This window comes from Pseudomonas sp. AC242 (assembly GCF_979258655.1).
In genome coordinates, this window is sequence record NZ_OZ409873.1 from 1312803 (window position 1) to 1325686 (window position 12884).

13 protein-coding genes and 1 other RNA gene are annotated in these 12884 nt (G+C 60.7%); 8 read left to right on the forward strand and 6 right to left on the reverse strand.

All coding sequences use genetic code 11. The features are described from left to right. Positions 1 to 64: 64 nt before the first annotated feature. On the forward strand, positions 65 to 1228 hold the full coding sequence (locus ACZZ0A_RS05940; RefSeq protein WP_463542639.1) for a zinc-binding metallopeptidase family protein: 1164 nt from the start codon (positions 65 to 67) through the stop codon (positions 1226 to 1228). A 134-nt stretch (positions 1229 to 1362) separates the two neighbouring features. After that, an RNA gene (gene ffs, locus ACZZ0A_RS05945) (signal recognition particle sRNA small type) lies at positions 1363 to 1459 on the forward strand. Positions 1460 to 1670: 211 nt separating this feature from the next. Here ffs and ACZZ0A_RS05950 read toward each other — a convergent pair. Then, a complete protein-coding gene (locus ACZZ0A_RS05950; RefSeq protein WP_095111807.1) occupies positions 1671 to 2420 on the reverse strand; it encodes a substrate-binding periplasmic protein in 750 nt (249 codons plus the stop codon). A gap of 145 nt (positions 2421 to 2565) precedes the next feature. On the opposite strand from ACZZ0A_RS05950, the gene dnaX reads away from it, so the two are divergent. The 5 genes from dnaX to ACZZ0A_RS05975 all read left to right on the forward strand — a co-directional run bounded on the left by dnaX (position 2566) and on the right by ACZZ0A_RS05975 (position 8331). Further along, a complete protein-coding gene (gene dnaX, locus ACZZ0A_RS05955) occupies positions 2566 to 4644 on the forward strand; it encodes a DNA polymerase III subunit gamma/tau (RefSeq protein WP_463542640.1) in 2079 nt (692 codons plus the stop codon). Positions 4645 to 4710: 66 nt separating this feature from the next. Then, the gene (locus ACZZ0A_RS05960; RefSeq protein ID WP_007918338.1) at positions 4711 to 5049 is read left to right on the forward strand and encodes a YbaB/EbfC family nucleoid-associated protein; all 339 of its coding nucleotides are present in this window, start codon (positions 4711 to 4713) and stop codon (positions 5047 to 5049) included. Positions 5050 to 5325: 276 nt separating this feature from the next. Next, a complete protein-coding gene (locus tag ACZZ0A_RS05965) occupies positions 5326 to 6360 on the forward strand; it encodes an NADP-dependent oxidoreductase (protein ID WP_007918336.1) in 1035 nt (344 codons plus the stop codon). Positions 6361 to 6426: 66 nt separating this feature from the next. Continuing rightward, positions 6427 to 7029, forward strand: a complete 603-nt coding sequence (gene recR, locus ACZZ0A_RS05970) for a recombination mediator RecR (protein ID WP_007918335.1) — start codon at positions 6427 to 6429, stop codon at positions 7027 to 7029. Between the two features lie 153 nt (positions 7030 to 7182). After that, positions 7183 to 8331: an acyl-CoA dehydrogenase family protein gene (locus tag ACZZ0A_RS05975; protein WP_007918334.1), complete on the forward strand. Its 1149-nt coding sequence runs from the start codon at positions 7183 to 7185 to the stop codon at positions 8329 to 8331. A 110-nt stretch (positions 8332 to 8441) separates the two neighbouring features. Here ACZZ0A_RS05975 and ACZZ0A_RS05980 read toward each other — a convergent pair whose 3' ends face one another. Together ACZZ0A_RS05980 and fnr are read right to left on the reverse strand one after the other, a co-directional pair. Then, positions 8442 to 8990, reverse strand: a complete 549-nt coding sequence (locus ACZZ0A_RS05980) for an adenine phosphoribosyltransferase (RefSeq protein WP_024012326.1) — start codon at positions 8988 to 8990, stop codon at positions 8442 to 8444. 78 nt (positions 8991 to 9068) lie between these two features. After that, the gene (gene fnr, locus ACZZ0A_RS05985; RefSeq protein ID WP_007918332.1) at positions 9069 to 9803 is read right to left on the reverse strand and encodes a fumarate/nitrate reduction transcriptional regulator Fnr; all 735 of its coding nucleotides are present in this window, start codon (positions 9801 to 9803) and stop codon (positions 9069 to 9071) included. Positions 9804 to 9956: 153 nt separating this feature from the next. Between fnr and ACZZ0A_RS05990 the strand changes: the two genes are divergently transcribed. Continuing rightward, on the forward strand, positions 9957 to 10439 hold the full coding sequence (locus tag ACZZ0A_RS05990) for a hypothetical protein (protein WP_447784365.1): 483 nt from the start codon (positions 9957 to 9959) through the stop codon (positions 10437 to 10439). On the opposite strand, the gene hemN is transcribed toward ACZZ0A_RS05990, so the two are convergent. From hemN to ccoS, 3 genes are all read right to left on the reverse strand, one after another. After that, on the reverse strand, positions 10436 to 11818 hold the full coding sequence (hemN, locus tag ACZZ0A_RS05995; RefSeq protein ID WP_463542641.1) for an oxygen-independent coproporphyrinogen III oxidase: 1383 nt from the start codon (positions 11816 to 11818) through the stop codon (positions 10436 to 10438). The two genes, ACZZ0A_RS05990 and hemN, sit on opposite strands and share 4 nt — an antisense overlap. A gap of 171 nt (positions 11819 to 11989) precedes the next feature. After that, positions 11990 to 12673 (reverse strand): sulfite exporter TauE/SafE family protein, encoded by a 684-nt coding sequence (locus ACZZ0A_RS06000; RefSeq protein WP_016984739.1) that lies wholly within the window; start codon positions 12671 to 12673, stop codon positions 11990 to 11992. Further along, positions 12666 to 12878, reverse strand: a complete 213-nt coding sequence (gene ccoS / locus ACZZ0A_RS06005; protein WP_007918328.1) for a cbb3-type cytochrome oxidase assembly protein CcoS — start codon at positions 12876 to 12878, stop codon at positions 12666 to 12668. The genes ACZZ0A_RS06000 and ccoS overlap by 8 nt, the downstream gene beginning before the upstream one ends. Positions 12879 to 12884: the final 6 nt, after the last annotated feature.

Sequence of the window (12884 nt, forward strand, 5' to 3'; positions counted from 1 at the left end):
GAGCGTGGGAACGATCATCGCGCGGGAATGATCTAGTCTTGGCAAGCCCCAGGGAGAGATCGCCATGCACCGCTTTTTCGAGCAGCTCAGTTCCCGCATCATCGCGCCGTTCATGGGCGAATCCTCACGCAACAGCAAAGTCTGGCCGTGCCGCTGCGGCCAGTCGCTGTTCTTTCGCAACAGCCAGTGCCTGGCGTGTAATGCCTTGCTCGGTTATCAACCCGAAGAAAGCCGCCTGACCTCGCTGCAGCCGGGGCCATACGCGGGCACCTGGACGCTCGACGCCGATCCCGACTCGGGATTGTTCCGCCGCTGCGCCAACCTTGACACTGCCGCCGCGTGCAACTGGCTGCTGCCAGCCAACGACCACGACAGCCTGTGCATCGCTTGCAGCCTCAACCGCACCATCCCCGACCTGTCTGATCCGGACAACCCTGAGCGCTGGCGCAAAGTCGAAATCGCCAAACGGCGTCTCGTCGCGCAACTGATTACCCTCGGCTTGCAGGTCATCCCGAAAACCGTGGATGAAGACACAGGGCTGGCCTTCGATTTCATCGGCGTCGACCTTGAAGGCAACGCGCCGATGACCGGCCACGCCAACGGCCTGGTCACCCTCGACATCAAAGAAGCCGACGACGCCCACCGCGAGCAGGTGAGGGCGGCGATGCACGAACCCTATCGCACACTGCTCGGGCATTTTCGTCATGAGGTCGGGCATTACTACTGGGATCGCCTGATCGCCAACGGCCCGTGGCTCGGCTCATTCCGCAACCTGTTCGGCGACGAGCGCGCCAGTTACGCCGAGGCGCTCGATCGTCACTATCAGCAAGGCGCGCCACTCGACTGGCCGCAGCACTACGTCAGCGCCTACGCAACCATGCATCCGTGGGAAGACTGGGCGGAAACCTGGGCGCATTACCTGCACATGATGGACGCTGTGGACACCGCGCTGGGTTTTGGCATGAGCGCGCGGGAAATGGATTTTGATTACCAGCCGTTTCCCACCAGCACGCTGTACGACCCGGAGCATCCCGGTGGCGAGGCGTTTCTGTCGTTCGTCAACGCGTGGATCGAACTGGCCGGCATGCTCAATGAGCTGTCACGCAGCATGGGCCAGCCGGATTTCTACCCGTTCGTGCTACCGGCGCCAGCGATTGCCAAGCTGCACTTCATTCATCTGGTGATCCAGCAGGCGGGTGGCAGGGCGGATGAAGTTCTGGCCCTGTAGGCGCTGCCGCTGGCTGCGATCTTTATGTCCTTGAACCCGTTCATATTTTTAATCTGCAACCAACGGTTGTAACTTCGTCTCAGATAGGTACAATGGCGCGGCTCGCCGACAGGCAAGCGTCGTTATGGTGACCCCATCGGTCCCCCCGCAACGATTACCCGTGAACCTGGTCAGAGCCGGAAGGCAGCAGCCACAGCGGGAACATTGTGTGCCGGGGTGTGGCTGGTGGGGTTACCACCTTAACGAACAATCGAACGCTTCAACCAGAACTGCATGGGTTTCGCCCACTGCGGTTTTTTTGTGCCTGCGATTTGCCAAATCGACACATATTCCCCCTGTTGAAGATGACCCTGTGGGAGCTGGCTTGCCAGCGATAGCGGTGTGTCAGGTTCATCTATTTGACTGAAAATCCGCAATCGCTGGCAAGCCAGCTCCCACAAGGTTATGGGGTGTTGTCGGAGTGGCCGGTGTAGAGCCGGATAATCTCATCAATCTCCCCCGACATCTTCATCCGCAACAACGTGCGCAAGATCCGCTGCACCGGTACCTTCGGGTCATTCCTCACATAGCAACCCACCTTCTGCTCCTGCAACACGGCGACACCTTGCAGTTGTTGCGCGGGCATCAACCGCTGATTAAACCAGTCCAGCGTCCACTGATTACTCACCGCATAGCGATAACGCCCGGCCAGCAGCTTCTCCAGCACCTGCTCTTGGTTGCGCGCATCTTCACGCTGAAGTTGGTCAGCGTCGAACAGCGGTTGCAGGGTAGGGTAGGTATAACCAAGCACGGTGCCGATGGACTGGCGGGGCAGGCGGGCGGGATCGGCGCTGGCCGGTTGATCCTTGCGGCTGATCAATAGATCTCGCTGAAACAGCAGCGGGATGCTCCAGATGTAATCCCCCGACTGATTCGGCAGCCACGACTGTGCGGCATAGCAGCGCACGTCGATCTCGCCATGCTCCATGGCAGTCTGCACGCGGGCGCGGGGCAGGACGTGAAACTCGGCCGGTACGCCGACCTGCGTGGCCAGGCTGAGCATCAGGTCGTAAAGGATGCCCTGGGTCGGGCGGCCGCGTTCGTATTGCACCATCGGCATCGCCCAGCTGTCGGGCATGGCGAAGCGCAACGGGGTTTCCGCTGCCGTTACGCTCAGGCTGATTCCCAGCAGTGCCCCCAAGGCCCAACGCATAAACGCTCCGGTAATTCCCGATCCCGAGCCGATAAAAGCCTCTGCTCATGCAGCTTAGCCATATTAGACGAGGACACCGGATGCAATTTTGCCCTTGCTCCGCTAGCATTAGCCGCTTCAGCTTCCTTCGTTGCGACGGTTTTCGATGAGTTATCAGGTTCTTGCACGTAAATGGCGTCCGCGCTCGTTCCGCGAAATGGTCGGCCAGACCCATGTGCTCAAGGCTCTGATCAATGCCTTGGACAGCCAGCGGCTGCACCACGCGTACCTGTTCACCGGTACGCGCGGGGTGGGTAAAACCACGATTGCGCGGATCATTGCCAAATGCCTGAACTGTGAGACAGGTATCACTTCCAGCCCCTGCGGCGAGTGCTCGGTATGCCGTGAAATCGACGAGGGTCGTTTCGTCGACCTGATCGAGATCGACGCCGCGAGCCGCACCAAGGTCGAAGACACCCGTGAACTACTCGACAACGTGCAGTACGCGCCAAGCCGTGGGCGCTTCAAGGTCTACCTGATCGACGAAGTGCACATGCTTTCCAGCCATTCCTTCAATGCGCTGCTGAAAACCCTCGAAGAGCCGCCGCCGTACGTCAAGTTCATCCTCGCGACCACTGACCCGCAGAAACTTCCGGCAACGATTTTGTCGCGCTGCCTGCAGTTCTCGCTGAAGAACATGACGCCGGAGCGTGTGGTCGAGCATTTGACCCACGTACTGACCGCCGAAAACGTGCCGTTCGAAGACGATGCGCTGTGGCTGCTCGGTCGCGCCGCTGACGGTTCGATGCGGGACGCCATGAGCCTGACCGATCAGGCCATCGCCTTCGGTGAAGGCAAGGTTCTCGCTACCGACGTGCGGGCGATGCTCGGCACGCTGGATCACGGTCAGGTCTATGACGTCCTGCATTCGTTGATCGAAGGCGACGCCAAGGCGTTGCTTGAAGCCGTGCGTCATCTGGCCGAGCAAGGCCCGGACTGGAACGGCGTGCTCTCGGAAATTCTCAACGTGCTGCACCGCGTGGCCATCGCTCAGGCGTTGCCGGAAGGTGTCGACAACGGGCACGGCGATCGCGATCGCGTGTTGGCATTGGCGCAGGCCTTGCCGGCCGAAGATGTGCAGTTCTATTACCAGATGGGCCTGATCGGTCGTCGCGATTTACCGCTGGCGCCAGATCCGCGCGGTGGTTTCGAAATGGTTTTGCTGCGGATGCTGGCCTTCCGGCCGGCAGATACGGTGGACGCCCCGAGGCAACCGCTAAAGCCAGTGGGGATCAGCCAGGCCACAGTTGATTCCGCAAACTCCGTGGCTGCCGCGCCTAAACCTGCGCCGGTAGTCGCTGCGGCGGTTGTGCCAGCGCCTGCTGCAGCACCTGCACCGGCTCCCGAGCCTGCGCCGGTTGCTGCCGTTGCTGAGCCGGAACCTGAACCCGCGCCGGTCGTCGCCGAAGCTGTCGTCGACCTGCCGTGGAATGACCCGGTTGAACCCGAGCCAGAGCCCGAACCAGCGCAGCAACCCGCCGTCGAACCGGTGCTGGAAACCGCTGCCGAGCAGCCCGAGTTGCCGCCGATGCCGCTGCCGACCCCGGACAGCGTCGTCCCGGAGGCGCCTGAGTGGGCTGCTGCGCCGATCCCCGAGCCGTCAGTCGCCGACGTCGATGCCGCTACCCCGGGTATGGACATGGACGATGAGCCGCCGCTGGACGAGGATTACATCGAGCCGGACATGGACTCGGCGTACAGCTATCTCGACGAACTGGCCAGTGAGCACGCCGCCGAGCCGGCCCCGGAGCCCGAGCCAGAACCGGCTGCGGCACCGGCCACCGGTCTGGCGTTGCAATGGCTGGAGCTGTTTCCGAAACTGCCGATTTCCGGCATGACCGGCAGCATTGCCGCCAACTGCACGCTGATCGCGGTCGATGGCGACCATTGGCTGATGCACCTCGACCCGGCGCACAGCGCACTGTTCAACGCCACGCAGCAGCGGCGTCTGAACGATGCCTTGAACCAGTTCCACGGTCGCACGCTGAGCCTGACCATCGAGCTGATCAAGCCCGAGCAGGAAACCCCGGCCCAGGCCGCGTCCCGTCGCCGTGCCAACCGTCAGCGCGAAGCGGAGGAATCGATTCACGGCGATCCGTTCATCCAGCAGATGGTTCAGCAGTTCGGCGCGGTGGTGCGACACGATACTATTGAACCTGTCGAGGCCCTGGTCACTCAGGGCTAATAACTGAAGGCGTTCGGCTCCATTGGCCGGGCGCTGTTTTGATCCAAGTACTTTGAGGTGATTCCCATGATGAAAGGTGGCATGGCCGGCCTGATGAAGCAGGCGCAGCAGATGCAGGAAAAAATGGCCAAGATGCAGGAAGAACTGGCCAACGCCGAAGTCACTGGTGTGGCCGGTGGCAAATTGGTCAGCGTCGTCATGACCGGGCGTCATGATGTGAAAAAGGTAATGATCGACCCTAGCCTGATTCCGGGCCTGGACGACGCTGACAAAGAGACGCTGGAAGACATCGTCGCTGCTGCCGTCAATGACGCCGTGCGTCAGATTGAAAAAAACAGCCAGGATAAAATGGGCAACATGACCGCCGGCATGAACCTGCCAGCCGGTATGAAGCTGCCATTCTGATTCGCCAATCGGCGGCAGATGAGCTACACAAAATGCCAGGCCTTGCGCCTGGCATTTTTGTTTCTGACTGATCGTTCCCACGCTCTGCGTGGGAATGCAGCCCGGGACGCTCCGCGTCCCAAGTACAGAGCCGAACGCGGAGCGTCCGTTGAGGCATTCCCATGCGGAGCATGGGAACGATCAATCCCGGCCATCTGAATAAACATCGAACGCGCAAAAGCCTCAACGGTCTGCTCCCTATACCCGCTGAATTCACCATTCACAGGAGACGCTGACATGTCCGACCCTCTTACTCTCAACCAACGCTTCGTCCTCGCCTCGCGCCCGGTCGGTGCGCCGACCCCGGAAAACTTCCGCCTCGAACGCGAAGCGCTGCCGGATCTTGCGGACGGTGAGGTGCTGCTGAAAACCCTCTATCTGTCCCTCGACCCCTACATGCGCGGACGCATGAGTGACGCGCCGTCCTACGCTGCCCCGGTACAAATCGGCGAAGTGATGACCGGCGGCGCGGTCAGCCGTGTCGAGGATTCGCGTCATCCGAAATTCCATAAAGGCGATCTGGTGGTTGGCGCCACCGGTTGGCAGAGCCACAGCATCAGCGACGGCCGCAACATCATTCCGATCCCGGCCGGGCTGCCGAGCCCGTCGATGGCGCTGGGTGTGCTGGGTATGCCGGGGATGACCGCGTACATGGGCTTGATGGACATCGGTCAACCTAAAGAGGGCGAAACGCTAGTCGTTGCTGCGGCATCCGGCGCGGTCGGCTCGGTGGTCGGACAAGTGGCGAAGATCAAAGGCCTGCGCACGGTCGGTGTGGCCGGCGGAGCCGAGAAGTGCAAATACGTGGTCGAGGAGCTGGGTTTCGATGCCTGCATCGATCACAAGGCTACCGACTTTGCCGAGCAATTGGCCAAGGCCTGTCCTGATGGCATCGACATCTATTACGAGAACGTCGGCGGTCATGTGTTCGATGCCGTGGTGCCGTTGCTCAACCCCAAGGCGCGCATTCCGCTGTGCGGCCTGATCGCCGGTTACAACGCTTCCGAAGCGCCGCAAGGCCCGGATCGTCTGCCGATGCTGCAACGCACGCTGCTGACCAAGCGCGTGCGCATTCAGGGCTTCATCGTGTTCGACGACTACGGTGATCGTCAGCCGGAATTCATCAGCCATATGGTGCCGTGGGTGCGCGACGGCAAGGTGAAATTCCGCGAAGACGTGGTGGAAGGTCTGGAGCAGGCACCCGAGGCGTTTATCGGCCTGCTGGAGGGGCGCAACTTCGGCAAACTGGTGGTGAAGGTTGCCCAGGACTGAGTATTTGACGCTGGCCGGAGGCGCGGGTATAAACCGCGTCTCGTTGTTTTGTCGGACTTTTTACCCATGAGCTTCAGCCCTTTGATTCGCCAACTGATCGACGCCTTGCGCACTTTGCCGGGCGTGGGTCAGAAAACCGCCCAGCGCATGGCGTTGCAGATGCTCGAGCGTGACCGCAGCGGCGGCTTGCGTCTGGCCCAGGCCCTCAGCCAGGCCATGGAAGGGGTCGGCCACTGCCGCCAGTGCCGCACGCTGACCGAAGACGATCTGTGCCCGCAATGTGCCGACACCCGCCGTGACGACACGCTGTTGTGTGTGGTGGAAGGGCCGATGGACGTGTATGCGGTCGAGCAGACCGGATTCCGTGGCCGCTACTTTGTGCTCAAGGGGCATTTGTCGCCGCTTGATGGCCTGGGACCTGAGGCGATCGGCATTCCGCAGTTGATGACGCGAATCGAAGAGGCGGGAACGTTTACCGAAGTCATCCTCGCAACTAACCCGACCGTGGAAGGTGAGGCGACGGCGCATTACATCGCCCAGCTGCTGAGCAACAAAGGCCTGATCGCTTCGCGGATCGCTCACGGCGTGCCGTTGGGTGGGGAGCTGGAACTGGTCGATGGCGGCACGCTGGCGCATTCGTTTGCCGGGCGTAAACCGATTTCCCTCTAATAAAAATCAAAAGATCGCAGCCGTCGGCAGTCCTACCTTGGAACGCGTTTCCCTGTAGGAGCTGCCGACGGCTGCGATCTTTTGATCTTCTGTACCTTGTAAACCAAGCAAGCGCTCGGTTAAGTTCGGCGGACCCTTCCGTGGAGCTCGCCCATGCCTGCCTTTCAGGAATACTTCGACCCCAGCCACCAATTGGTTCGCGACAGCGTCAGGCGTTTCGTCGAACGCGAGATCCTGCCGGACATCGATCAATGGGAAGAAGCCGAAAGTTTCCCCCGTGAGCTGTACCTGAAGGCTGGTGCGGCGGGCATTCTCGGCATCGGCTATCCCGAAGCTCTCGGAGGCAGTCATGAAGGCGATCTGTTCGCCAAGGTTGCCGCCAGTGAGGAATTGATGCGCTGTGGCTCTGGCGGCCTGGTAGCGGGGCTGGGATCGCTGGATATCGGTCTGCCACCGATCGTCAAATGGGCGCGCCCCGAAGTGCGTGAGCGCGTTGTGCCGCAAGTGCTCAGCGGCGAAAGGATCAGCGCCCTGGCGGTCACCGAACCCGGCGGCGGTTCCGACGTCGCCAACCTGCAAACCCGCGCCGTGCGCGACGGCGATGTCTATCGCGTCAGCGGCAGTAAAACCTTTATCACCAGTGGCGTACGCGCTGATTTCTACACCGTCGCGGTGCGTACCGGTGCGCCGGGGTTTGGCGGTATCAGTCTGTTGTTGATCGAAAAGGGCACGCCGGGCTTCACCGTCGGCCGTCAGTTGAAAAAAATGGGCTGGTGGGCGTCGGACACTGCCGAATTGTTCTTCGACGACTGCCATGTACCTGTGGGCAATCTGATCGGCGCCGAGAACATGGGCTTCGCCTGCATCATGGGCAACTTTCAGAGCGAACGGCTGGCGTTGGCGCTGATGGCCAACATGACTTCACAGTTAGCGTTGGAAGAGAGCCTGCAATGGGCACGCGAGCGCGAAGCGTTTGGCAAGCCGATCGGCAAGTTTCAGGTGATCAAACATCGCTTGGCGGAGATGGCCACGGCGCTGGAAGTGTCGCGGGAGTTCACTTACCGGCAAGCGGCGAAGATGGCGGCGGGGCAGAGCGTGATCAAGGAGATTTCCATGGCGAAGAACTTTGCCACGGACACCTCGGACCGGATTACCACGGAGGCGGTGCAGATTCTCGGTGGGCTGGGCTATATGCGCGAGAGTCTGGTGGAGCGGTTGTATCGGGATAACCGCATCTTGTCGATTGGCGGCGGCACGCGAGAGGTGATGAACGAGATCATCAGCAAGCAGATGGGGCTTTGATTTGTTGGTGAGGCGACCGGCCTCATCGCGAGCAGGCTCACTCCTACAGTGGAACGCATTCCAAATTGTAGGAGTGAGCCTGCTCGCGATGTCGGCCTGAAGGGCGCCGCTTACTTATCGGTCAACGCAAACTGCGTCAGGCAGAAGGTAGGGATACCCATGTCCTGCAGGCGCTGCGAACCTTGCAACTCCGGCAAATCAATAATCGCCGCCGCTTCATGCACCCGCGCGCCCATGCGGCGAATCAGGTTGGCCGCCGCAATCAGCGTGCCGCCAGTGGCAATCAAATCATCGAACATCACCACCGAATCGCCTTCACACAGGCTGTCGGCGTGCACTTCGAGGAACGCTTCGCCGTATTCGGTTGCGTAACCTTCCGCCAACACATCAGCTGGCAATTTACCTTGCTTGCGGAACAGCACCAGCGGCTTGTTCAACTGATAGGCCAATACCGAACCGATCAGAAAACCGCGGGCATCCATCGCACCGATGTGGGTGAAGTCGGCTTCGACGTAGCGGTGGGCGAAGCTGTCCATCACCAGGCGCAGGGCCGTTGGCGACTGGAACAGCGGGGTGATGTCGCGAAAGATCACGCCCGGTTTCGGGAAGTCGATCACAGGGCGGATAAGCGATTTGATGTCGAAGGAGTCGAAGACCATCGTCGAGGTGTCCTGGCAGGGCTGCAAACGGCGCAGTATACCCGCGGCTGAAACGCTTCGCTCAACCGCGGATCGAGATCAGCCTTCGATCGAGCCACCGGCCAGCGCGCAGAGCTGGATCGGGTCGAGGATATGAATCTCCTTGCCCTCGGCGGCGATCAGTTCGTTCTGCTGGAAACGGGTGAAGACGCGGGACACGGTTTCTACCGCCAGACCGAGGTAGTTACCGATTTCATTGCGCGACATGCTCAGGCGGAACTGGTTGGCGGAAAAACCGCGAGCGCGGAAGCGAGCCGACAGGTTGACCAAGAACGTGGCGATGCGCTCGTCGGCGGTTTTCTTCGACAGCAGCAACATCATTTGCTGGTCATCGCGGATTTCCCGGCTCATCACGCGCATCAACTGGCGGCGCAGCTGCGGCAGTTGCAGGGCCAACTCGTCAAGGCGTTCAAACGGGATTTCGCAGACCGAGGTGGTTTCCAGCGCTTGGGCGGAGACCGGATGCTTCTCGGTGTCCATGCCGGACAGGCCGACCAGTTCGCTCGGCAGGTGGAAACCGGTGAGCTGTTCTTCGCCGCTGTCGCTCAGGCTGAAGGTCTTCAGGGCGCCGGAGCGTACTGCATAAACGGAATCGAACGTGTCGCCCTGGCGGAACAGGAACTCGCCCTTTTTCAGCGGGCGGCCGCGTTTAACGATTTCGTCCAGCGCATCCATGTCTTCCAGATTCAGAGAAAGTGGCAGGCAGAGAGGGGCCAGGCTGCAATCCTTGCAATGGGCCTGGTTGTGAGCGCGCAGTTTAACTGGCTCGGACATTTCTTAGATCCTTGTGGGAAAACACACATAAGCCGTAAGGGTAACTCACGGGAGGACATTCAGGCCAGTCTGGGGCGACTTTGCCCACAGGCGTAAAGCCACAGGGCCAGCAGCCGATAAACAGGTATCAAAGTGCATACAAGGAACGAATCGATGGCCGTCATTGGCACGCTGGGCCCCGGTAACAGCGACGTTGCGGCAGTGCCGGAAACGTTTAAAGCGGCGTCAGGCAATGCACGCGACCCGGGTTCGTCCGAAGAGGCAACCCCGACCTTGGTCGAGGGCGTCAAAGTGTCGCTGTCCGGTGCATCGATTGAAAAGGCTGCCAGTACTGGTGGCGAAAACAGCGACATCGAAGACAGCGGCTTGCCGGAGAACATCCAGCAATTGCTGAAAATGATCCGCAAATTGCAAAAGCAGATTGCCGAGAAAAAGGCGCTCATCGAAGCGGTCATGGCCGACAAGCGCCTTTCCAACGAAGAAAAGATCATCAAGGTGGCCGCTCTGCGCGGCGCCATCGCCGCGTTGAATACGGGTCTGATCACCGCCAACCTGGCCTTGTCCAAAGTGGTGGGGCAGTCGGGCCTGACGGCGGATCAGAATATGAAAGTCGGTTCGTTGCTGACGAAAAACTAGATCACCCGCGAAAACCGCTGGCGGTTTTGCTGTTCCAGATACGCATCGAACACCATGCACACTGAGCGCACCAGCAGGCGCCCCGCCGGCAACACGGCAATCCGCTCGCGATCCAGCTCAATCAGGCCATCGTTGGCCATGCCTTGCAGTTGCGGCCACAGCGCGCCGAAATAACCCTGAAAATCGATGTTGAACTGCTGCTCGATCTCGGCGAATTCCAGACTGAAATTGCAGATCAGTTGCTGGATCACCGCTCGGCGCAAGCGATCATCGGCGTTGCACACCAGACCCCGGCTGGTCGCCAGTTGCGCGGCGGCGAGGGTGTTCTGATAGGAGTTGAGGTCGCTGCTGTTCTGGCAGTACAGGTCGCCGATCTGGCTGATGGCCGACACCCCCAGACCAATCAAATCGCAATGGCCGTGGGTGGTGTAACCCTGGAAGTTGCGTTGCAGGGTCTGCTCTTCCTGGGCAATGGCCAGTTCATCGTCAGGCAGCGCGAAGTGATCCATGCCGATGTAGCGATAGCCGGCGGCGGTCAGTTGTTCGATGGTGCGCTCGAGCATTTCCAGCTTCTGCGCCGGCGCCGGCAACTCATTGCCATTGATCCGCCGCTGCGGCATGAAGCGCTCCGGCAGGTGTGCATAGTTGAACACCGAGAGTCGGTCCGGTTGCAGGCTGATAACCTCTTCAACGGTGCGGGCGAAGTTTTCCGGGGTCTGCTTGGGCAAGCCGTAAATCAAGTCGATATTGATCGAGCGAAATTGCAGGGTGCGCGCCGCATCGATCACTGCGCGGGTTTCCTCCAGACTTTGCAGGCGATTGACCGCGCGCTGCACCGCCGGATCAAGATCCTGCAGGCCGATGCTGACCCGGTTGAAGCCGAGTTCGCGCAGCAGGCCCATGGTCGACCAGTCGGCTTCGCGCGGATCGATCTCGATACCGTAGTCGCCGGAGTCGTCGTCCAGCAGATTGAAGTGCTTGCGCAGGTGCGCCATCAACTGGCGCAGTTCGTCATGGCTGAGGAAGGTCGGGGTGCCGCCGCCAAAGTGCAATTGCTCGACTTTCTGGGCCGGGTCGAGGTGGCAGGCGATCAACTGGATTTCCTGCTCCAGCCGCTGCAGGTAGGGCAGCGCGCGGCCGCGATCCTTGGTGATGACCTTGTTGCACGCGCAGTAGTAGCAAATGTTCGCGCAGAACGGCACATGCACGTACAGCGACAAGGGGCGCAGAGCCTTGCGGCTGTCGCGCAGGGCATGGAACAAGTCGAACGTGCCGACCTGACTGTGAAATTGCACGGCGGTCGGATACGAGGTGTAGCGCGGCCCCGCCAGGTCGTAGCGGCGGATCAGATCAGAGTCCCAACGAATGGCGTCGAGCATGCGGGCATTCCCCCGGATAGGCTGGCAGTGTGAGCGAGTCTATCGGGGGGCGGCGATGGGGCTCTTGATTTGCATCAACAGCATAAGATCAAAAGATCGCAGCCTTCGGCAGCTCCTACAGGGAAACGCATTCCAAAGGTAGGAGCTGCCGAAGGCTGCGATCTTCTGATCTTAATGGCCCATGAGCCAATGCTGATGAGGGCCAGGCAGGGTCCAGATCCCGAACAGGATCACCAGCAATCCACCGGCCATGCGCACGCTGCGTTTGCGCAAAATGGCCGTGACGCGTTCTGCCGCAAGGCCCGTGGCGAGCAATACCGGCCAGGTGCCGAGGCCAAACGCAAGCATCAGCAACGCACTGTCCAGTGCATTGCCCTGACTCGCCGACCACAGCAATGTGCTGTAAACCAGCCCACACGGCAGCCAGCCCCACAACGCGCCAAGCAATAGCGCGCGAGGCAGACTCGACACTGGCAGCAAGCGATTGGCGACCGGCTGAATGTAGCGCCACAGACCGCGCCCCAAACTTTCAATGCGCGTCAGCCCGCTCCACCAGCCGGCCAGATACAAACCCATGGCAATCAACAACAACCCGGCCAGCACACGCATGAACAGCGCCGCCGGACTGTTCGCCACCGCCCACCCGGCCAAGCCGATCAGCAGGCCCGCCGTGGCATAACTGAGAATTCGCCCAAGGTTATACGCCAGCAGCAAACGAAAGCGGCGGCTGCGCTGTTCCTTGGGAATCGCCAGGGTCAGCGCGCCCATCAAACCGCCGCACATGCCCAAACAATGACCGCCACCGAGCAGGCCGAGGATCAATGCCGAGACCAGCAAGGGCGCCAGTTCAAGCATGGGGTGGGGCCTTGTCGTCGGGTTTGTTGGAATTGGCTTCGTCCACGGCGGCGGTGTGGTTCGGATCCTGATCATCGAACAGGATGCTATGCGCCGGGCCGTCGAGGTCGTCGTACTGACCGCTGTCCACCGCCCAGAAAAAGATGTACACGGCGATGGCCACGATCAGCAGCGCGGCCGGAATCATCACGTAAAGAGCTGGCATCTGTAC

What these genes read in the sequence shown, in the direction of transcription:
- ACZZ0A_RS05940 (WP_463542639.1), top strand. Translation starts at nt 65, where the DNA reads ATGCACCGCTTTTTCGAGCAGCTCAGTTCCCGCATCATCGCGCCGTTC.
- ACZZ0A_RS05950 (WP_095111807.1), bottom strand. Translation starts at nt 2,420, where the DNA reads ATGCGTTGGGCCTTGGGGGCACTGCTGGGAATCAGCCTGAGCGTAACG.
- dnaX (WP_463542640.1), top strand. Translation starts at nt 2,566, where the DNA reads ATGAGTTATCAGGTTCTTGCACGTAAATGGCGTCCGCGCTCGTTCCGC.
- ACZZ0A_RS05960 (WP_007918338.1), top strand. Translation starts at nt 4,711, where the DNA reads ATGATGAAAGGTGGCATGGCCGGCCTGATGAAGCAGGCGCAGCAGATG.
- ACZZ0A_RS05965 (WP_007918336.1), top strand. Translation starts at nt 5,326, where the DNA reads ATGTCCGACCCTCTTACTCTCAACCAACGCTTCGTCCTCGCCTCGCGC.
- recR (WP_007918335.1), top strand. Translation starts at nt 6,427, where the DNA reads ATGAGCTTCAGCCCTTTGATTCGCCAACTGATCGACGCCTTGCGCACT.
- ACZZ0A_RS05975 (WP_007918334.1), top strand. Translation starts at nt 7,183, where the DNA reads ATGCCTGCCTTTCAGGAATACTTCGACCCCAGCCACCAATTGGTTCGC.
- ACZZ0A_RS05980 (WP_024012326.1), bottom strand. Translation starts at nt 8,990, where the DNA reads ATGGTCTTCGACTCCTTCGACATCAAATCGCTTATCCGCCCTGTGATC.
- fnr (WP_007918332.1), bottom strand. Translation starts at nt 9,803, where the DNA reads ATGTCCGAGCCAGTTAAACTGCGCGCTCACAACCAGGCCCATTGCAAG.
- ACZZ0A_RS05990 (WP_447784365.1), top strand. Translation starts at nt 9,957, where the DNA reads ATGGCCGTCATTGGCACGCTGGGCCCCGGTAACAGCGACGTTGCGGCA.
- hemN (WP_463542641.1), bottom strand. Translation starts at nt 11,818, where the DNA reads ATGCTCGACGCCATTCGTTGGGACTCTGATCTGATCCGCCGCTACGAC.
- ACZZ0A_RS06000 (WP_016984739.1), bottom strand. Translation starts at nt 12,673, where the DNA reads ATGCTTGAACTGGCGCCCTTGCTGGTCTCGGCATTGATCCTCGGCCTG.
- ccoS (WP_007918328.1), bottom strand. Translation starts at nt 12,878, where the DNA reads ATGCCAGCTCTTTACGTGATGATTCCGGCCGCGCTGCTGATCGTGGCC.